The sequence below is a fragment of the Streptomyces uncialis genome, from assembly GCF_001905345.1.
GTDB classification, from domain to species: domain Bacteria; phylum Actinomycetota; class Actinomycetes; order Streptomycetales; family Streptomycetaceae; genus Streptomyces; species Streptomyces uncialis.
Genome location: NZ_LFBV01000001.1, coordinates 1,303,380 through 1,322,896 on the forward strand (window position 1 = coordinate 1,303,380; position 19,517 = coordinate 1,322,896).

Genomic DNA, 19,517 nt, shown 5'->3' on the forward strand with positions numbered 1-19,517 from the left:
AAGACGTAGCACCATTCGCACCGAGCACATCGCCATAGAAATTTCAAGAACTCGACATGCGGGGGTTACAAATGAACCGTGACGATCAGGGCTGGGGCTGACGGAAACCATGACCGATACACATCGCTCCCCCGTCCGCCGTGGTCTGGAGTGCCTTTTCGTGAAGTCCGCGTGCCACGGCCGCGCGGATGTCGTCGGTCGCGGTGTGCTGGGCCGGGTCGCCTACGCCCGGGGCGGCCAGCCGCCCACCCTGCACGAGGGCGCGCCCCGCCTCACGGTCCATATGGCGGGGGACAACACCGAACCGTTCACCGAGATATGGGTGACCGACCGGCCGGTGCGCGCCGGGGTCGAGGGCAGCCTCGTCTACGCGGAGGACGGCGACCACATCTTCTGCGCGGTCCGGATCGACGAGCGGGGCGTCTACCAGAACGCCGTGCAGTCCGCCTACGAGCAGGCGTTCGCCCTGCTGTCCCGGCTCGGGTACACCGAACTGTTCCGGATGTGGAACCTCGTCGGCGCCATCACCGGCGACAACGCCGAAGGCATGGAGAACTACCGGGACTTCTGCGTGGGCCGCGCCCGCGCCTTCGACAAGTGGCCCGGCCGGATCCCCGCCGCCACCGGCATCGGCAGCCTCAGCCCCGGGATCGACCTGTACTTCCTCGCCACCCGCGCCGGGGTGCCCCGCCATCTGGAGAACCCGAACCAGACCCCCGCGTACAAGTACCCCAAGCAGTACGGCCCGAAGTCCCCGAGCTTCGCCCGCGCCACCCATCTGCCGGCCGCCGACGGGTCCACGGGCACCGTCTATGTCTCCGGGACGGCCAGCATCGTCGGCGACGACACCGTCCACCACGACGACATCGCCGCCCAGGTCGACGCGACCCTCGCCAATATCGAGGCCCTCATCAGCCCCGGCAACCTGCGTGAGCACGGTGTGGAGGGCGGCTACGGCCTCAAGGACCTCGACTCCATCAAGGTCTACGTACGCGACGAGCACGATCTGCCGCTGGTGCGCGCCAGGTGCGCGGAGGTCTTCCCCGACCACGCCGACATCGCCTACCTCAACGTCGACGTCTGCCGCCCCGATCTGCTGGTGGAGATAGAAGGGATAGCCGGATGAGCATCGCACCCGTCCGCCCCGCGCCCGCCGTGCCCGTCCCGGTCCCCAGCGGCAATCTCGCCGAACTCCTCGCCGCCACCGCCCGCGCCCACGGCTGGCTGGGCCGCCGCGCCTATGTCGTCGAAGGCCGCTCGTACCTCTTCTCCGAGGTCCACGAGGGCGCCGGACGGGCCGCCGCCGCGTTCATCGCCCGCGGCCTCGGACCCGGCTCCCGCATCCTGATCGCCGTGCCCGACGGCATCGACTTCGTCCGCGCCTTCCTCGGCGCCCTGCACATCGGCGCCGTCGCCGTCCCCGTCAATTCGGCCCTGCACGCCGCCGAACTGACCCGGGCCGCCGCGCTCGCGGAACCCGCGGCGATCGTCTCCGCCCCCGAACTCGCCCGGCACTTCCCCGCGCCGCTGGTCCTCACCCCCGGTGAGCTGCGCACCCCCTCGCCCGGCGCGCCCCCGTACGCCCGCGTCGGCGCCGACAGCCTCGCGTTCGCCGCGTTCACCTCCGGCACCACCAGCGACCCGCGGCTGTGCTTCCACACCCACGGCGACCCGGAGGTCTTCAGCCGGGCCGCCGGGGAGGCCATCGGCATCGGACCCGACGACACCGGCTTCTCCGTCTCCCGGCTCTACTTCTCCTACGGACTCGGCAACTCGCTGTTCTTCCCGCTGCTGCGCGGCGCGACCACCGTGCTGAGCCCCCGCCGGGCCACCGAGGACGACACCCTGAAGGCCGTCGGGGAGCACGGCGTCACCGTCCTGTACGGACAGCCCAGCTTCTACGCCCGGCTGCTCGACCACCCCGCGCACGGGGTGCTCGCCACCCTGCGGGCCGCCGTCGTGGCCGGTGAGGTGCTGCCGCCCGTACTGGAACGACGGCTGCGCGCGATCCTCGGCGACCGACTCCTCAACATCTTCGGCACCACGGAGATCGGGCACGCCCTGCTCGCCAACGGCCCCCACGGCATACGCGAGTACACCCTCGGCCGGGTCCTTCCCCCCTACCGGCTGCGGATCGTCGACGACCACGGCGACGAGGTGCCCGCCGGCACCGAGGGCCGCCTCCAGGTCGCCGGACCCACCATCGGCCCCGGGGTCGCCCGCGGCGGCGCCGAACCCGCGCGGCTCACCCCCGACGAGTGGTACACCACCGGTGACGCCGCCACCGTCGACGCCGACGGCTACGTCAGTGTCCACGGACGGCTCGACGACATCGAGATCGTCGGCGGCCAGAACGTCCACCCCACCGAGATCGAGGACCTGCTGACCGCGCACCCCGCGGTACGGGAGGCCGCCGTCGTCTCGGTGCGCCGCGCCGGGGGCGCCACGTCCCTGCGCGCCTACGCCGCACTCCACGACGGGGCGCGGCCGGGGGCCGTGACCGCCGAACTCCTCGCCACCGCCCGCTCCCGGCTCACCTGGTACAAGGTCCCCGACGACGTACTGATCGTCCCCGAACTGCCACGCAATCCCACCGGAAAACTACTGCGCCGCGCGGTACGCGCGCTGGCGCGGGAAGGTGATCCTCACTCATGACCACACCACCCCGCTCCCCGGACACCAAGGCGCTCCTCGCGATCAGCGTCACCATGCTGCTGTGGGCCTCGGCGTTCGTCGCCATCCGGTACGCCGTCGAGGACTTCCATCCCGGGTCGATGGCGCTGGGACGGCTGCTCGTCGGAGGCCTCGCGCTCGGCGCGCTCCTCCTCGCCCGCGGCGAGGGGCTGCCGAAACGGGAGGCGTGGCCCGGCATCCTCGGGGCGGGTGTCTTCTGGTTCGGGGTCTACATGGTCGCCCTCAACTGGGGCGAGCAGCACACCGACGCGGGCACCGCCGCGCTGATCATCGGCATCGGCCCGATCCTCGTCGCGCTGCTCGGCGGACGGGTGCTGGGCGAGGGCTATCCGCGGCCGCTGCTGCTGGGCCTCGGAATCTCCTTCGTCGGCACGGTGATCGCCGGGGTCCTCGGCGGGGAGGGCAGCAACTCCGTCTGGGGTGTGCTGCTCCTGCTGGTCGCGGCGGTCGGGTACGCGATCGGCGTCGTCGCGCAGAAGTCGTCCCTGGGGCATGCCTCGGCGCTCCAGGTCACGACGTTCGCCTGCCTGGTCGCCGCAGTGGCGTGCCTGCCGTTCGCGGGGCAGCTGGTGTCCGATGTGCGGACCGCGCCGACGGGGGTCACCCTCTCGGTCGTCTACCTCGGGCTGCTGCCCACGGCGCTGGCGTTCTGGACCTGGGCGTACGCGTTGTCGCGGACCACGGCGGGGAAGCTGGGGGCCACGACGTACGTGGTGCCCGCGCTCGTCGTCGCGCTGTCGTGGATCTTCCTCGGGGAGATCCCCGGTGCGGTCGCGCTCGCGGGCGGTGCCCTGTGCCTGCTGGGCGTAGCGGTCTCCCGCCGCCCCGCCCCACCCCGCCCTCCGGTCCCGTCGGCCCCTCTCGACCCGGAACCCCAGAAGTCCTGACAGTCCACGGGTCGCCTTCGCTTGCGCTTCCCAGGTCTGTCCGGCTGGACGTACTTCGTTCCTGTGCCGTCGCTCGTGGGTTTGCGCAGTTCCCCGCGCCCCTGGATGCTGCCCCTGTTCGTCGCTCTTCGGGTGCGGGCCGGTTCTCGTCTTCGCGCAGTTCCCCGCGCCCCTTTGGGGCGCGTCCGGCCGGTTCTTCGGGTCGGTGCCGGTCGGGATTCTCCGTCCTCGCTCCAACGCGCTCGGTACGGACGTTCAGTGGTCGTACTGGTGGCGTCGGAGTCTGCGGGCAGAGATTCCCGCCCACCCCCTCCCGCAGCCATGCGACTGCGCGAGGAGGAGGGTGAAGAACAACCTCAGGGGGCGCCCCCGAAGGGGCGCGGGGAACTGCGCAAGAACGAGGACGGCCCCGCACCCGACGAACAATCCCGAAGGGGCAGCATCCAGGGGCGCGGGGAACTGCGCGAGAACGAGGGCGAACCCGCACCCGAAGAGCGACCGCAAGGGGGCAGCATCCGGGGGCGCGGGGAACTGCGCGAGAACGAGGGCGAACCCGCACCCGAAGAGCGACCGCAAGGGGGCAGCATCCGGGGGCGCGGGGAACTGCGCACCCCCGTTCGGCCCGTACAGGAACGAAGTACGTCCCGCCGGACGGACCTGGGAAGCGCGAGCGAAGGCGACCTGCGGGGAACTGCGCACCCACGGACGGCCCGCGCAGGGACAGGTGCGCTCAGCCGGACAGGCCTGAGAAGCGCGAGCGAAGGCGTTGCGCCGCTGTGGCCCGTGACAGACGGGCCACGGCCTCGTCCCCGTCGCAGGCCACCGCCCCGAGCGCCACCTGCCGCCCCACGATCCCCCGCTCGGCCCGCATCAGCCGCCACCCCCTGCGCAGCAGGAACCCCACCGGCTTACGCGCCTCGCGAAGATCCCGCAGCAACCGCCGCCGGAACGTCGTCACCGGCCGCCCGCGCAGGCAGATCGCGTCCGCGAGTATCCCCAGCTCCCGGCACCGCGCCACGACATCCGCCGCGAAGATCCCCTCCGCCACGAACAGCGGCGCCCCCCGGAGGTCCAGCACCCCCGCCCCCGTACGGGAACTCGTGGAGATGTCGTACACGGGGACCTCGGTCCGTCCCTCCCCGCACAGACGTGCCAGCGCGGCCACCGCCGTGTCCGCGTCCCAGGACAGCGGTGAGTCCCAGTCGATGTCGGACGAGCCCGCGACCCGGGGCAGCGAGGGGTCGTCCCACTCCTTGTAGAAGTCGTCGAGACACAGCACGGGCAGTCCGCTGCGCGCCGCGAACGACGACTTGCCGGAACCGGAGGGTCCGGTGAGCAGCACGACACGGGCCGGTGACACCGGTATGGCGGGATGAGAAGTCACGAGAGACCAGTGTGGGGCATGTCCGCGCGGTTGCCGACCCCGCGGGTCGGCATTGGCGGCCACCGCCCCGCTCAACTACTCTTCGTGAGTCCATGATTACCCTCCACTCACCCCAGGCGGCACCCATGGCACGTCACCAGGCCCGTCCGACCACCACCGCACACCGCGTCCTGCTGCGCGCCGGACTCGCGCTGACCGCCGCCGGGATGGCGTTCGGCGCCGCCCCGGCATCGGCGGCCGGGGTCGACGCCCCCGCCACCGCGGGCGAGCTCGACGCGCAGGCCGCCGCCGGTTCCCTGCCCGGCATCGTGGGGTACGCGATCGCCCCCGTCACCGCCCTCCAGATCAACCCGCTCGCCAACACCGGCGTGGACCCGCTGGCCAACGGCCTCGGTACCCAGATCGCCGACTTCAAGCCGCTGTCGACCACCGCCGCTACGGCGCCGCTGGCCCGGGGCGACTCGCTGGCGGAACTCCCGCTGGTCGGTCCCGTGACCCAGCTGGTGACGGGCTGACCCCCGGGCTCACCCCCGTACCGTCCCCGTCGTCGTCCCCGGCCCCGTCACCCGCCCCGTCGGGGCCGCCCCCCGTACCGTCCCCGGCCAGTTCCTCCTCGGCCGAGCGGGTCCGCAGCGGTACCTCGCGGATGAGCCAGGCCAGCGCGAACGACAGGGCGCCCAGCAGCAGCGCCCCGAGGGCGACGGCGTGCAGCCCGCCCGTGACCGCCTCGCGCAGCGCGTCGGCCTGCGCCGCGGGCAGCTCGGCCAGGGCGTCCGGTGCGAGCTGTCCGGAGCTGTCGGTGAGCCGGCCGCCCGCCGCGCCCAGCCGCTCCTCCAGGGTGCCGTCCACCCGCGCCGCGTAAGCGGAGCCGAGGACGGCGACGCCCAGCGAGCCGCCGATCCCGCGCAGCAGTGTCACCGTCCCGCTGGCGGCGCCCAGGTCGCGCGGCCCGGTGCTGTTCATGGTGATGACCATCGTGGACTGGAGGAGCAGCCCCAGGCCCGCGCCGATCACCAGGGACAGGGCCGTGACCACCCAGGTCGAGGTCCCCGTGCCGACCAGGACGAACAGCCCGAGCGCCCCCGCCGCGACGACGGCACCGCCGAGGATCGGGTAGATCCGGTAGCGGCCGGTGGCGCTGATGAGCCGTCCGGTCACGAGCTGCACCACGATCATGCCCATCGACAGCGGGAGCAGCAGCAGCCCGCTCCCGGTGGACGAAGCGCCCCGCGCGTACTGGAGGTACTGCGGCAGATAGCTGCTGAGCGCGAGCATCGCGGCGCCGACCAGCAGACTGATGGCCTGGGCGGTGGCGAACCCCCGGTCGCGGAACAGCCGCACGGGCAGCACCGGTTCGGGGACGCGGCGCTCCACCCGCAGGAACCAGTACAGCGAGCCCGCCGAGAGCAGCGCGAGTCCGGCGACGGGCGCCGACCACCAGGGGTACGCCGTCCCGGCCCAGGTCGCGAGCAGGGTCACGGCGAGGATGCCGGTGGTGAGCAGCGCCGCCCCGAGGAGGTCCACCGGCGCCTTGATCCGGGGCTGGCGCAGCCGGACCCGGGTGACGACGATCAGCACGGCGAGCGCGCCGAGCGGCACATTGACGTAGAACGTCCAGCGCCAGCTCAGCTGGTCGGTGAGGAAGCCGCCGACCAGCGGGCCGCCCAGGAACGCGGCGGGCAGCACCGCGCCGATCATGGCCTGGGCGCGTCCGCTCTCGCGTGGCGGCAGCAGTGTCCCGATCAGGGCCAGCGAGCCGACGAACATCCCGCCGGCGCCGAGGCCCTGGAGGGTGCGGAACGCGATCAGCTGGCCCATGTCCCGCGCGAGTCCGCAGAGCACGGAACCGGCGAGGAACACGCCGATGGACACCAGATAGGCGCCCTTGCGCCCGTACAGGTCCCCGGCCTTGCCCCACAGGGGGGTGGCGACCGAGGAGGCGAGCAGATAGGCGGTGACCACCCAGGAGAGCTGGTCGACACCGCCGAGGTCGCCGACGATCACGGGCAGCGCGGTCGCGGTGATCGTCCCGTCCAGGGTCGCGAGCACCACACCCAGCAGCAGTCCCAGCAGGGTGAGCCGGGAGGGTGAGGTGCCGGTGCGCCCGGCGGTGGGGGAGGGGTCGGACACGGTCGCCGTCCTCAGGCCACGTACGGGTGGACGGACTTGGCGCTGCGCAGGGCGCGGCCCCACCAGGTGAGCTGGTCGAGGAACCCCTTCGCGGCGGCTTCGGCGGCCGGGTCGACGGAGCCGCCCTCACCGAAGGAGCCCCACGCGTTGTGGAAGCTGACCGTGTCGCGGATGGTCACGGCGTGCAGTTCGGCGAGGACGGGCCGCAGATGCTCGACGGCCCGCAGTCCGCCGGACAGTCCGCCGTAGGACACGAATCCGACCGGCTTGGCCTGCCATTCCGGTCCGTGCCAGTCCACGGCGTTCTTCAGGGACGCGGGATAGCTGTGGTTGTACTCCGGCGTCACGATCACGAAGGCGTCGGCGACGGTGAGCCTGGGGGAGACATCGGCCAGCAGGGCGATGGTCTCCGCCGGTGGCGGGGTGCCGAAGGCGGGCATCACCGTGGGCAGCGGGGTCGCGACGAGGTCGATCACATCGAGGCTCATATCGGCGCGGGCCCTGACACGGTCCGCGATCCAGTCGCTGACCAGGGGGCCGAAGCGGCCGTCGCGGGTGCTGCCGGTGATGACCGCGACATGCAGGGGGGCGCGGTCGGTGGGCGCGGAGGTGCGCGGGGACAGGTCGTCGGGCATGGGTTTCCCCCGGAGGATCAGGCCGATGTGTACGGCGTATCTGGTGTGTACAAGGTATCCCTCAATGTGTACGGCGTCCACAGGGCATACGCTGTACATGATCGGAGGTCACCGCGGACCGCCGGAGAGGAGCGTGTGGCGATGGCCGCGCAGAACAAGAGGGCCGACCCGGGCGGCCCCGGCGGGCGGCAGCCCGAGGCCTCCCTGTGGGAGCGGCTGGAGCGGCCCGCCCCCACTCCCCGGAACACCCTCACCCCCGCCACCCTCGCCGAGGCCGCCGTCCGGATCGCCGACGCCGAGGGGATGCAGGCGGTCACCATGCGCCGCCTCGCCAGCGAACTCCGGGTCGCGCCCATGGCCGCGTACCGCCATGTCTCCGGCAAGGACGACCTCTGGGCGCTGATGGTCGACCGGGTCGCCGTCGAGCTGGTCGTGCCCGACGAGGTCACCGGCTGGCGCGAGGTGCTGCGGGAGATGGCCCTGCGGACCCGCGGGACGACCCTCGCCCACCCCTGGCTCACCACCGTGCCCGCGCCGCTCTCGCTGCTCACCCCGCACCGGATCGCGGCGGCCGAACGCCAGATCGCCGCCCTCGACGGTCACGGGCTGGACGCCGACACGCTGATGGTCGCCTTCCGGACCGTCAACGCGTACGTCCAGGGCGCGGTGCAGGCCGAGGTGGCCCTGCGCGCCTACATGGACGAACAGGGCTGGGCCAGCGGCGACGACATCCGGCTCGGGCTCGCCCCGACCATGAAGTGGCTGATGGGGACGGACCGCTACCCCGTCTACGGCGCGACCCTGCGGGCACTGCGGCGCCGCGACGACCCCGCGTGGGAGTTCGCGACGGGACTCGACTGCGTCCTCGACGGCCTGGCCGCCCGCCTGGGCCTGCCGTAACGGCCCGCGCCGGGGCCCGCCCGCCCGGGGAACGGCCGAGCGCGCCGTACGGGACCCCGGTCGGGGTCCGCACGGCGCGCTCGGTGGAACGTCCACCCGGCTACGGGCACGAGGCCCGGTTCAGGTCTGTTCAGGCCGGTTCGGCCCGGTTCAGTACGAGGAGCCCGAGGCGCCCAGCGAACCGGTCGGGTGCCACACCGTCTTGGTCTCCAGGAACGCGGTCAGCCGCCGCATCCCCGGGTCGGCCGACCAGTCGTCCTCCGCGCCCGGCCGCAGCACCCGCTTGAGGTTGTCCGCCGCCGCGATCTCCAGCTCCGTGGCCAGCGCCTCGTCCGCGCCGGTGAGGTCGATCGCGTTGACGTCGCTGTGCGCGGCGAGCGGGGCCGCGATCTCCTTCGTCCGGCCGGACAGGATGTTGACCGTCCCGCCGGGGACGTCGGAGGTCGCCAGGACCTCGCCGAGGGACAGCGCGGGCAGCGGCGCCCGCTCGCTCGCCACGACCACGGCCGTGTTGCCGGTCGCGAGCACCGGGGCGAGCACCGAGACCAGACCGAGGAACGACGACTCCTGCGGCGCCAGTACGGCCACCACACCCGTCGGCTCCGGGGTCGACAGATTGAAGAACGGGCCCGCGACCGGGTTGCCCCCGCCGACGACCTGGGCGACCTTGTCGGTCCAGCCCGCGTACCAGACCCAGCGGTCGACCGCCGCGTCCACCCGGGCGCCCGCCTTCGACTTCGACAGGCCCTCCGCGTCCGCGACCTCGCGGACGAACTGCTCCCGGCGGCCCTCCAGCATCTCCGCGACCCGGTACAGGACCTGGCCGCGGTTGTACGCGGTCGCCCCCGACCACGGACCGAACGCCTTGCGGGCGGCGACCACCGCGTCCCGGGCGTCCTTGCGCGACGACAGCGGCGCGTTGGCCAGCCAGCCGCCCTTCCCCGGCGCGGCAGCACCTGATGTCTTGGACGTCACCTCGTACACCCGTCCGCTCTCGCTGCGGGGGAACTTGCCCCCCACGAACAGCTTGTAGGTCTTGAAGACGCTCAGCCGGCTGTTGTCAGACATCGAGGTACGCCTCCAGGCCGTGTCGGCCGCCCTCGCGGCCGAAGCCCGACTCCTTGTACCCGCCGAACGGCGAGGCAGGGTCGAACTTGTTGAACGTGTTGGACCAGACGACTCCCGCGCGCAGCTTGTTCGCCACGGCGAGGATGCGGGAGCCCTTCTCGGTCCAGATGCCCGCGGACAGGCCGTACTGGGTGTTGTTCGCCTTGGCGACGGCCTCGTCGGGGGTGCGGAACGTCAGCACCGACAGGACCGGGCCGAAGATCTCGTCCCGGGCGACCGTGTGCGCCTGGGTGACACCGGTGAACAGCGTCGGCGCGAACCAGTACCCCGACGACGGCAGCTCGCAGGGGGCGGACCAGCGTTCGGCGCCCTCCTGCTCACCCTGCTCGGTCAGCGCCGTGATCCGGGCCAGCTGCTCGGCGGAGTTGATCGCGCCGATGTCGGTGTTCTTGTCGAGCGGGTCCCCGAGGCGCAGGGTGGCGAGGCGGCGCTTCAGCGACGCGATCAGCTCGTCCGCCACCGACTCCTGCACCAGCAGCCGGGAGCCCGCGCAGCAGACCTGGCCCTGGTTGAAGAAGATGCCCGTGACGATGCCCTCGACGGCCTGGTCGACGGGCGCGTCGTCGAAGACGATGTTGGCGCCCTTGCCGCCCAGCTCCAGGGTCAGCTTCTTGTCCGTGCCCGCGACGGTCCGGGCGATCTGCTTGCCGACGGCCGTGGAACCGGTGAACGCGACCTTGTTCACGTCCGGGTGCGCGACCAGCGCGGCACCCGCGTCACCGTAACCGGGCAGGATGTTGACGACACCCTTCGGCAGACCGGCCTGACGGCAGATGTCCGCGAAGAACAGGGCCGACAGGGGAGTCGTCTCGGCGGGCTTCAGCACGACCGTGTTGCCGGTCGCGAGCGCCGGGGCGATCTTCCACGCCAGCATCAGCAGCGGGAAGTTCCACGGGATGACCTGGCCGGCCACACCCAGCGGCCTCGGGTCGGTGCCGTAGCCCGCGTGGGAAAGCTTGTCGGCCCAGCCCGCGTAGTAGAAGAAGTGCGCGGCGACCAGCGGCAGGTCCGCGTCCCGGGTCTCCCGGATCGGCTTGCCGTTGTCGAGCGTCTCCAGGACCGCGAGCTCACGGCTGCGCTCCTGGATGATCCGGGCGATCCGGAACAGGTACTTCGCGCGTTCGGCGCCCGGCAGCGCCGACCAGCCCACGAACGCCTTGCGGGCCGCCTTCACCGCCCGCTCCACATCGGCCTCACCGGCCCGCGCGACCTCGGAGAGCACTTCCTCCGTGGCGGGCGACACCGTCTTGAAGACCTGGCCGTCGGCGGCCTCGGTGAACTCGCCGTCGATGAACAGCCCGTACGAGGGCGCGATGTCGACGACCGCGCGCGACTCGGGCGCGGGCGCGTACTCGAAGATGCTTGCCATGGTGATCAGTCCACCGTCACGTAGTCGGGGCCGGAGTAGCGGCCGGTCGCCAGCTTCTGGCGCTGCATCAGCAGATCGTTCAGCAGGGACGAGGCGCCGAACCGGAACCAGTGGTTGTCCAGCCAGTCCTCGCCCGCCGTCTCGTTCACCAGCACCAGGAACTTGACCGCGTCCTTGGTGGTACGGATGCCCCCGGCCGGCTTCACCCCGACCTGGACGCCGGTCTGGGCGCGGAAGTCCCGGACCGCCTCCAGCATCAGCAGGGTGTTCGGCGGGGTGGCGTTCACGGCGACCTTGCCGGTCGAGGTCTTGATGAAGTCGGCGCCGCCGAGCATCCCGAGCCAGGACGCACGGCGGATGTTGTCGTACGTCGACAGCTCGCCCGTCTCGAAGATGACCTTGAGCCGGGCCGCGCCGGACGCCTCCTTCACGGCGCGGATCTCCTCGTACACCTTCATGTACCGGCCGGAGAGGAACGCGCCCCGGTCGATGACCATGTCGATCTCGTCGGCCCCGGCGGCGACCGCGTCCCGCACATCGGCGAGCTTCACGTCGAGCGCGGCGCGGCCCGCCGGGAAGGCGGTCGCCACGGACGCGACCTTGACGCCGCTGCCGGCGACCGCGGCCTTCGCCGTGGCCACCATGTCCGGGTACACGCACACCGCGGCCACCCGGGGGGTGGACCGGTCGGTGGGGTCCGGGTACACGGCCTTGGCACCGAGGGAGCGGACCTTGCCGGGGGTGTCGGCGCCTTCCAGGGTCGTCAGGTCGATCATCGAGATCGCCAGGTCGATGGCGTACGCCTTCGCCGTCGTCTTGATCGAACGGGTACCGAGCGCCGACGCACGGGCTTCGAGGCCGACCGTGTCCACGCCGGGCAGTCCGTGCAGGAACCGGCGCAGGGTCGTCTCCGACGAGGTCACGTCGGCGAGGCCGTGATCGTCCGCCGCGCGGGGGCCCGGGGCCGGGGCCCCGGTGGTGGTGGGGTCCATGAGGGTGGGTTCCTGCTCTGGGGGCGAGGTACTGGACATGGTCACGAGCTGAGCATATCTACGCGCGTAGCAGCTGTACAGGTCGCCTTCGCTCGCGCCTCGCAGCCACACGTCGACCGTACCCAGGTCCGGACCTCGCCGTCGCCCGCGCCCCTGGGTTTCCTGTGCTGGGCGTACTTGTCCCAGCACAGGTCGTCCTTGGGTGCGCAGTTCCCCGCGGGTCGCCTTCGCTTGCGCTTCCGAGGTCTGTCCGGCGTGGCGCACTTCGTTCCTGTGCCGTCGCTCGGTGGGTGCGCAGTTCCCCGCGCCCCTGGGTTTCCTGTGCTGGGCGTACTTGTCCCTGTGCGGGTCGTCCTTGGGTGCGCAGTTCCCCGCGCCCCTGGATGCTGCCCCTTCGGGTTTGTTCTTCGGGTGCGGGCCGGTCCTCGTTTTTGCGCAGTTCCCCGCGCCGCTTCGGGGCGCCCACCTGGGGCTGCTCTGAGTCTGCGGGTGGGGTCAGACAGCGGGCTGGCGTCAGCCCGGCCGGGGTTCAAACCCCCTTCCTCCCGCAGTCGCATGGCTGCGGGAGGGGGTGGGCGGGAATCTCTGCTCGCAGACTCCGATGCTCTTCAGTAGGACCACACGTACGTCTTACCGAGCGTGTCGGATCGAGGACGGAGAATCCCGACCGGCACCGACCCGAAGAACAAGCAGAACGCGCCCCAAAGGGGCGCGGGGAACTGCGCGAACCCACCGAGCGACGGCACCGGAACGGAGTGCGCCCACCCGGACAGACCTCGGAAGCGCAAGCGAAGGCGACCCGCGGGGAACTGCGCGAACCCACCGAGCGACGGCACCGGAACGAAGTGCGTCCCGCCGGACGGACCTGGGAAGCGCAAGCGAAGGCGACCCGTGTACCGGGGCTCAAGGTCGGTGGATGAGGAGGCGGGCCACCTCGAAGGACATTTCCGAGACGGACGGGTCGGGGCGCGGGTGGTAGCGGCCCGCGCAGACGGAGAGGTTGACGATGAGGTACGCCTGCCATCTGCGTCCCACCCCGCGCCGGTCCGCGTACACCCGCGTGCCGTTCACCCACCACACCACCGAGCGCACCCCGAACTCGACCTTCAGGTCGAGCCATCCGCCGGGGGCGATCGCCGGGTCCCGGTAGTAGGACTGACCACCGCGGACCCGGTTGGACAGCTCCAGCAGGTCCGGGTTGTCGGGGTGGTACTCGAACGCGTCGATCTCCTGGTCCCCGTCGAGCCAGGTCCAGATCGCGGGCCAGGCGCCCATCTCCTCCGGTAGCCGTACCCGGGCCTCCAGGGTGTCCCCCGCGCGCACCATGAAGCCCTCGTCGCTGCCCTCGGTGGTCAGCAGCCCCGCGTCCCACTTGCCGTCCGGGCGGCGCGTCGCGCGGAAGACCCCGGAACGGCTGTAGCCGGGGTCCGCGACCAGATGGTCCAGCTTGTTGTCGCCGAGGTTCGTCGGACCGCCCCCGGGATACGCCCAGGTGCGGCCCGCCACCCACTGCGAGGTGGAGGTGAAGTCGGCCGTGAACACGGGTGTGCCGGCGGTGGTGTCGGTAGGGGGCCGCGGTCTGCCGACGAGGCGCCGGAGCCGCCCGCGGAGCCGGGCCAGTCCTTCGGTGAGCATGTCACTCCTCCCCGGGACGGGGTGTCCGGGGAGTTCTGCCCGGGGGCGGCCCGCATATGCGCACGAAGGCGACTTTGTGCGGTTGGTTCATCACTTTAGGTGATGTTCCCGGAGTGGAAGTGACCTCCCGGTCCCGGAACCCGTCCCGTCAGGACCGGTTCCGGGCGGCCCGCCAAGGCTCCGGGTCGAGGAAGTGCACGTCGTAGCGGTCCTGTTCGGGCAGCAGGCTCGTGAACGGCTCCAGCCCGTGCTGGACCCGGCCCAGCGCGCGGAAGTAGCCGAACCGGTCGAGCCCCGGGGTCAGCACCACGAACAGCCGCGCGGCGGACCCGGGCGCCGCGCCGAAGGCGTGCGGCAGCCCCGGCGGGACGGCCACCGTTCCGCCCGCCGCCACCGGGGTCAGCGTCCCGTCCAGCAGGAACTCGACCGTGCCGGTGAGGACGTGGAACAGCTCGGTCGACCGGGTGTGCAGATGCGGCAGACCGCCGTCCGCGCCCTCGGCGAGGTCGAGCCGGTTGGCGCCCAGCGCACCGCCCGTCGACCCGCCGTCGACCAGCAGGCCGAAGCCCCCGCCGGACGGCAGCGGCACCCGCTCGGCGTCCTCGGCGCGTACGACCAGCGCGCGCGGGGCGCCCGTCCCGGTCGGGGAGAGGTCTCGGTCCATCGGCTCGGCTCCTGTCCGTCCGGGCGGCCCCGGCGGTCCTGCCGGGTGCCTGCCCGCGTGACCATTCGACCCCGGGAACAGAACCTGAACCAGCAGCGGTTGCCGATCGTGGGGATCACCGATCGTGATGCGAGGGCGGACGGGGCGGGACCATGGAACTGCGGCAGCTCCAGTACTTCGTGGCGGTCGCCGAGACCGGCGGCTTCGGGCGGGCCGCCGAACACCTCGGCATCGTCCAGTCGGCGGTCAGCCAGCAGATACGGCGACTGGAACGCGCACTGGGCGTCACCCTGTTCGACCGTTCCGCACGCCGGGTGCGGCTGACCGGGGCCGGGGAACGGCTGCTCCCGGAGGCGCGCACGGCACTCGCCGCCGCCGACCGCGTCCGCCGGGTGGCCGCCGACATCGCCTCCGGCACCGGCGGGCTGCTGCGGCTGGGGGTGATCAGGGGCCCGGGGGATCGGGTGTACCGGCTGCTCGACGAGCTCGCGGCCCAGGCCCCCGGGCTGCGGGTCCGCACATCGAGGATGCCCGTCACCGAGCGGCTGGCGGCCGTCCGCGCCGGTGAGCTGGACGCCGCGCTCGTCCGGGCCATGCCCGCCGCGCCCGGACTGGAACTCCTGCCCCTGTGGACCGAACCGCTGTACGTGGCACTTCCCGCCGCGCACCCCCTGGCTGACTGCCCCGAACCGCGCCCGGAGCAGCTGGCGGGACTCCCGCTCAGGCTCGCCCCACGGGCACGGAACCCGCCGTTCCACGACCTGGTCACGGACCTCGTACGCGCCACCGGGGCCGAACCGGTGCCCGGACCGCCGTTCACCGACCTCCAGGACACCCTGGGCGCGATCGCCGCCGACCCGCCGTCCTGGACCGTCTTCTACGACGTCACCGGGACCCTGCCGACCCTGACCGGGGTCGCCGTCCGCCCGCTGGCCGCCCCCGGGGCGCCCACCTCGCTGGCCGTACCGCCCGGGGTGCCCGGCCCGGCGCTGCGCCCGCTGATCCGCGCGCTGTCCCGGCGGCCCGGACCGGACGGGGCCCCGCCGGGCCCCGCCGGGGAACTCAGGTGAGCGCGAGGACCACCGCGAGCAGCACCGCGCCCGCGGCCGACGGGCCGAGGATCTCGTACGCCCAGCGGATCTGCGGGCGGCCCTGCGCGGACTCTGCGCCGCCGCGGCGCTCCGCGAGCTCCCGCAGGTCCTCCACGGTCTGGTCGGAGGGCGAGCGGACGGATGCCGCCGTCAGGGTGGTGCGGCCGGACAGATCGTCCACGGCGGCCCGGCTCTGCTGACGGGCCGCCTTCTTGCGGGCCCGCAGCGACACCGGCACGGCCCAGAGCTGGTACTTCACCCCGGTGTCGTCGAAGACCTCGTTGGAGTAGCCCGCGCGGAGATTGCCCACACAGCTCCAGGGCAGGGTGATCGTCCGGAACGGGTTGCGGATCCGCAGGCGGTCCTCGCTGACGAAGACGGCCGGACGGAGCGTGTACGCCACGACGAGCGGCACCAGGAACAGCAGCGTGGCGAGCGCCAGCCATGGCGCGGTGCCCTCACCGCGGACCAGCGCGTCCACCCCGAGCCAGCCGCCCAGCGCGAGCAGCAGCACACCGCCCGCGATCGCGGCGGAGGACCGGAAGACCCGGTCCTGGTACACGGGCTCCTCCGGGTTCCCCGAAGGGGGCGGGGACGGCGTGCGGCGATCGGAACTCGTCATACGAACGATTCTGCCCCACCTGGCCGGAACGGGTCCCCGGAGCCCTCGCCCGACGCCCCTTCCCGGCCGCCCCCAGCCGTCGAGGTACCGGGCCGGGCCGCCGGGGCCAGGGGTGCGGGCTGGCCGGCTCACCAGGGGGGATGGTCGAAGAAGGTCACGCGGGACTCCAGCCAGAGCAGGCACAGCCAGCCCAGCAGGGCCAGGGTCGCGCCGACCACCGCGACGAGGACGGCCGCCCGGGGGAACGGGGCCAGCCGGTCGCGCAGCGCGGCGCGGCTCACCGACCAGACGGTCAGCGTCAGGGCGGGCACGCCGAACAGCATCAGGGGCAGCTCGCCGTAGACGAGGCTCAGGTCCCGCTCGCCCTCGAAGCCGCCGCGTATCCCGGGCCGCGCCCCGTGCAGCCACACCGTGAGCCCGACCGCGCCCGCCAGGATCGCGACCAGGCATCCGGCGAGCGTCCCCGACGGTCCGTCCGCCGGTGGCCCGGGCTCCTCCCCGGCCTGGCCGGGCCGTGTCTTGATACCGGTGTTCTGCCCGTTCTGCTCGTCCGCCTCCATGCACCCGATGACGTCCGAAAGCCGTCAGGAGTTCCTTCTCGGCCGGCCCCGAACCATTTGGTGCGCACCTTTTGGTGAGTTCGGCACTCTCATGTGCCTTCTTGTCCGCAGGTCCGGCCGCCTCCAGGGTGGAAGGGCGGGTCCGGCCGGGCCCGTTGCCGGGGTGAGGGAAGAAGCGGGGCCGCGGTGCGCGGTGATGTGAGTGTGCTCGGGCTGGGCGACATGGGGCGGGCGCTGGCGGGAGCGTTCCTGGACGCCGGGCGGCGGACCGTGGTGTGGAACCGGACAGCGTCCCGCGCCGACGCCCTGGTCGAGCGGGGAGCGGAACGGGCCGCCGACGCCGGGGAAGCCGTACGGGCCGCCCGGCTCGTGGTGGTCTGTCTGCTCGACCCCGCCACGGTCCGTGAGGTGCTGGAACCCCTCGCGGAGGAGCTGCGCGGCCGGACGGTCGTCGATCTGACGAACGGCTCGCCCGCGCAGGCCGCCGAACTGGCCGGGTGGGCCGCCGGGGCGGGCATCACCTGTCTGGACGGCGGGATCATGGCCGTCCCGGGGACCATCGCCTCACCCGGGGCGTTCGTGCTGTACAGCGGGCCCCAGGAGGCGTTCGCCCGCTGGCGGACGGACCTGGAGGTGCTCGGCACCGCGCACTGGCTCGGCGAGGACACCGGGCTCGCGTCGCTCTACGACATCGCCCTGCTGAGCGCGATGGACCTGATGTTCCACGGCTTCAACCTGGCCGTCGCCATGGCGACCTCCCGTCCCGGCGGCAGCGCGGCCGGGGTGACGGAACTGCTCGTCCCCTGGCTGGGCAGCATGGGGGCGCTGATGCCGGCCTTCGCGGCCGAGATCGACGCCGAGGCCGCCGACGGCACCCCGCCGCGGCTCACCCAGGGCCTCGACGTACAGACCGCCGGGATGCTGAACATGGTGGCGACGGCCCGGGACGCGGGAGTCGACACCGAGTGGCTCGATCTGTCGCCGGCCCGGCTGCGGGCGCTGTCCGCCGGGGGCCACGACACCTGGAGCGCGCCGCTCGGCGTCCGGCAGCTCAGGACGGCCGCGAGGGAGAGCTGACCGTTCCCGGAAGGACGCACGCCCTCCGGGAACGGCCGGGACGTCAGATGCCCGCGGCGGCGGCCAGATCCCGCTTCAGGGCCGCCAGCAGGTCCAGGGCCTCGGTACGGGCCCGGGGCAGCTCCTCGCGGGCCCCGACGGGCACGACGGCCTCCAGATAGCACTTCAGCTTGGGCTCGGTGCCGCTCGGGCGGACGATGACCCGGGCGCCGTCCAGGAAGTACCGCAGACCGTCCGTGGGGGGCAGCTCACCGCTCCCCAGGGTCAGGTCCTCGGCCCGGGTCACGGGACGGCCCGCGAGCGCGGCGGGCGGGCGCTCACGCAGCGCGCGCATGGCGTCGGCGATCACCGACAGGTCCTCCACCCGTACCGAGAGCTGGTCGGTGGCGTGCAGCCCGTGCTCGACCGCGAGATCGTCCAGCAGGTCCAGGAGGGTACGGCCCTCCTCCTTCAGCTCCGACGCCAGCTCGGTGATCAGCAGCGCGGCCGTGATGCCGTCCTTGTCGCGGACGCCCTCCGGGTCGACGCAGTAGCCCAGCGCCTCCTCGTAGCCGTACCGCAGACCGTCCACCCGGGCGATCCACTTGAAACCGGTCAGGGTCTCCTCGTACCCGAGCCCGGCCTTCGCGGCGATCCGGCCCAGCAGCGACGACGACACGATCGACTCCGCGAACGTGCCGCTGACGCCCCGGCGGACCAGATGCGCGGCGAGCAGGGCGCCGACCTCGTCCCCGCGCAGCATCCGCCACCCGCCGTCCGGGTCGACGGCGTCCACGACCGGTACGGCCACCGCGCAGCGGTCGGCGTCGGGGTCGTTGGCGACGATCAGGTCGGGGCGGGCGGCGCGGGCCGTCGCGAACGCGAGGTCCATCGCCCCGGGCTCCTCCGGGTTCGGGAACGCGACCGTCGGGAAGTCGGGGTCCGGCTCGGCCTGCTCGGTCACCAGCACCGGGGCGGGGAAGCCCGCGCGGGCGAACGCGGCGAGCAGCACATCCTTGCCCACCCCGTGCATCGCCGTGTAGACGGTGCGCGCGGTGCGCGGGGAGCCCGTCGAGAGGACGGCGTCGGTCCGGGCCAGGTACGCCTCGGTGACCTCCTCGCCGAGGGTGTCCCAGCCGCCGTCCGGACGGGGTACGTCCGCCAGCGCGCCGACCGCGGCGATCCGCTCGGCGATCCCGCTGTCGGCCGGGGGCACGATCTGCGAGCCGTCACCCAGGTACACCTTGTAGCCGTTGTCCCGGGGCGGGTTGTGGCTCGCGGTGACCTCGACGCCCGCGACCGCGCCCAGATGGCGGATCGCGAACGCGAGAACGGGGGTGGGCAGCGGACGCGGCAGCAGCGCGGCCCGCAGACCCGCGCCGGTCAGCACGGCCGCCGTGTCCTGCGCGAACCGGGCCGACATGTGCCGGGCGTCGTAACCGATCACCACCAGGCCACCCGCGTGGCCCTCGTCCTTGAGGTACGCGGCGAGTCCCGCGGCGGCCCGTACGACCACCACGCGGTTCATCCGCATCGGGCCCGCGCCCAGCTCACCGCGGAGCCCGGCGGTGCCGAACTGGAGGGTGCCCGCGAACCGGTCGGCCAGCTCGGCGGCGGCCTCCTTGTCGGCGGTGCCCGGGTGCAGCCGCTCCAGCAGGCGGGCCAGCTCGTCCCTGGTCCCGGGGTCGGGGTCCTCGGCCAGCCAGGCACGGGCGCGGGTGATCAGCTCGTCGTCCTGCACGGTTCTGCCTCTCGGGTGGTGTCCGGGTG

18 protein-coding genes are annotated in these 19,517 nt (G+C 72.9%); 7 read left to right on the plus strand and 11 right to left on the minus strand.

The genetic code is table 11. The annotated features are described in order from the left end of the window. Window positions 1-109 precede the first annotated feature (109 nt). Genes AB852_RS05600 through AB852_RS05610 form a run of 3 tightly spaced genes read left to right on the plus strand, consistent with a single transcriptional unit; the run spans window position 110 to window position 3,581 of the window. Window positions 110-1,126, plus strand: a complete 1,017-nt coding sequence (locus tag AB852_RS05600) for an FkbO/Hyg5 family chorismatase (RefSeq protein ID WP_073784137.1) — start codon at window positions 110-112, stop codon at window positions 1,124-1,126. Further along, window positions 1,123-2,655: a class I adenylate-forming enzyme family protein gene (locus AB852_RS05605; protein ID WP_073784139.1), complete on the plus strand. Its 1,533-nt coding sequence runs from the start codon at window positions 1,123-1,125 to the stop codon at window positions 2,653-2,655. The genes AB852_RS05600 and AB852_RS05605 overlap by 4 nt, the downstream gene beginning before the upstream one ends. After that, entirely contained in the window at window positions 2,652-3,581 is a 930-nt protein-coding gene (locus AB852_RS05610) for a DMT family transporter (protein WP_073784141.1), read from the plus strand. Before AB852_RS05605 ends, AB852_RS05610 begins: the two co-directional genes overlap by 4 nt. Before the next feature lie 730 nt (window positions 3,582-4,311). Here the strand turns inward: AB852_RS05610 and AB852_RS05620 are convergent. Beyond that, window positions 4,312-4,965, minus strand: a complete 654-nt coding sequence (locus AB852_RS05620; protein ID WP_245876612.1) for a uridine kinase family protein — start codon at window positions 4,963-4,965, stop codon at window positions 4,312-4,314. 125 nt (window positions 4,966-5,090) lie between these two features. Between AB852_RS05620 and AB852_RS05625 the strand changes: the two genes are divergently transcribed. After that, window positions 5,091-5,480, plus strand: a complete 390-nt coding sequence (locus AB852_RS05625) for a hypothetical protein (protein WP_073784147.1) — start codon at window positions 5,091-5,093, stop codon at window positions 5,478-5,480. Here AB852_RS05625 and AB852_RS05630 read toward each other — a convergent pair. Together AB852_RS05630 and AB852_RS05635 are read right to left on the minus strand one after the other, a co-directional pair. Then, a complete protein-coding gene (locus AB852_RS05630; protein ID WP_073784149.1) occupies window positions 5,401-7,095 on the minus strand; it encodes an MDR family MFS transporter in 1,695 nt (564 codons plus the stop codon). The two genes, AB852_RS05625 and AB852_RS05630, sit on opposite strands and share 80 nt — an antisense overlap. Window positions 7,096-7,106: 11 nt before the next feature. After that, window positions 7,107-7,730, minus strand: a complete 624-nt coding sequence (locus AB852_RS05635; protein WP_073784151.1) for an NADPH-dependent FMN reductase — start codon at window positions 7,728-7,730, stop codon at window positions 7,107-7,109. A gap of 141 nt (window positions 7,731-7,871) precedes the next feature. Here AB852_RS05635 and AB852_RS05640 point away from each other — a divergent pair, with 141 nt between their 5' ends. Then, a complete protein-coding gene (locus tag AB852_RS05640; protein WP_073784153.1) occupies window positions 7,872-8,630 on the plus strand; it encodes a TetR/AcrR family transcriptional regulator in 759 nt (252 codons plus the stop codon). Window positions 8,631-8,780: 150 nt separating this feature from the next. On the opposite strand, the gene AB852_RS05645 is transcribed toward AB852_RS05640, so the two are convergent. From AB852_RS05645 to AB852_RS05670, 5 genes are all read right to left on the minus strand, one after another. Further along, a complete protein-coding gene (locus AB852_RS05645) occupies window positions 8,781-9,698 on the minus strand; it encodes an aldehyde dehydrogenase family protein (protein WP_073784155.1) in 918 nt (305 codons plus the stop codon). After that, window positions 9,691-11,127, minus strand: coding sequence for an aldehyde dehydrogenase family protein (locus tag AB852_RS05650; protein WP_073784157.1), 1,437 nt, complete (start codon window positions 11,125-11,127; stop codon window positions 9,691-9,693). The genes AB852_RS05645 and AB852_RS05650 overlap by 8 nt, the downstream gene beginning before the upstream one ends. Before the next feature lie 5 nt (window positions 11,128-11,132). Further along, window positions 11,133-12,119, minus strand: a complete 987-nt coding sequence (gene deoC / locus AB852_RS05655; protein ID WP_073784159.1) for a deoxyribose-phosphate aldolase — start codon at window positions 12,117-12,119, stop codon at window positions 11,133-11,135. 903 nt (window positions 12,120-13,022) lie between these two features. Continuing rightward, window positions 13,023-13,754 carry a LamG domain-containing protein gene (locus tag AB852_RS05665; protein ID WP_245876613.1) on the minus strand — a complete coding sequence of 244 codons (732 nt, stop codon included), beginning with the start codon at window positions 13,752-13,754 and terminating at the stop codon, window positions 13,023-13,025. A gap of 148 nt (window positions 13,755-13,902) precedes the next feature. Continuing rightward, the gene (locus tag AB852_RS05670) at window positions 13,903-14,418 is read right to left on the minus strand and encodes a cupin domain-containing protein (RefSeq protein ID WP_073784163.1); all 516 of its coding nucleotides are present in this window, start codon (window positions 14,416-14,418) and stop codon (window positions 13,903-13,905) included. 152 nt (window positions 14,419-14,570) lie between these two features. On the opposite strand from AB852_RS05670, the gene AB852_RS05675 reads away from it, so the two are divergent. Further along, the gene (locus tag AB852_RS05675; protein ID WP_073784165.1) at window positions 14,571-15,488 is read left to right on the plus strand and encodes a LysR family transcriptional regulator; all 918 of its coding nucleotides are present in this window, start codon (window positions 14,571-14,573) and stop codon (window positions 15,486-15,488) included. Here the strand turns inward: AB852_RS05675 and AB852_RS05680 are convergent. Both AB852_RS05680 and AB852_RS38400 read right to left on the minus strand, forming a co-directional pair. Further along, window positions 15,481-16,131, minus strand: coding sequence for a PH domain-containing protein (locus tag AB852_RS05680; protein WP_073784167.1), 651 nt, complete (start codon window positions 16,129-16,131; stop codon window positions 15,481-15,483). The two genes, AB852_RS05675 and AB852_RS05680, sit on opposite strands and share 8 nt — an antisense overlap. A gap of 128 nt (window positions 16,132-16,259) precedes the next feature. Further along, window positions 16,260-16,691, minus strand: a complete 432-nt coding sequence (locus AB852_RS38400; RefSeq protein ID WP_245876614.1) for a hypothetical protein — start codon at window positions 16,689-16,691, stop codon at window positions 16,260-16,262. A gap of 186 nt (window positions 16,692-16,877) precedes the next feature. On the opposite strand from AB852_RS38400, the gene AB852_RS05690 reads away from it, so the two are divergent. Further along, window positions 16,878-17,768 carry an NAD(P)-dependent oxidoreductase gene (locus tag AB852_RS05690; RefSeq protein ID WP_107499129.1) on the plus strand — a complete coding sequence of 297 codons (891 nt, stop codon included), beginning with the start codon at window positions 16,878-16,880 and terminating at the stop codon, window positions 17,766-17,768. Between the two features lie 43 nt (window positions 17,769-17,811). Here AB852_RS05690 and AB852_RS05695 read toward each other — a convergent pair whose 3' ends face one another. Beyond that, on the minus strand, window positions 17,812-19,488 hold the full coding sequence (locus tag AB852_RS05695; RefSeq protein WP_073784169.1) for a phospho-sugar mutase: 1,677 nt from the start codon (window positions 19,486-19,488) through the stop codon (window positions 17,812-17,814). Window positions 19,489-19,517 lie beyond the last annotated feature (29 nt).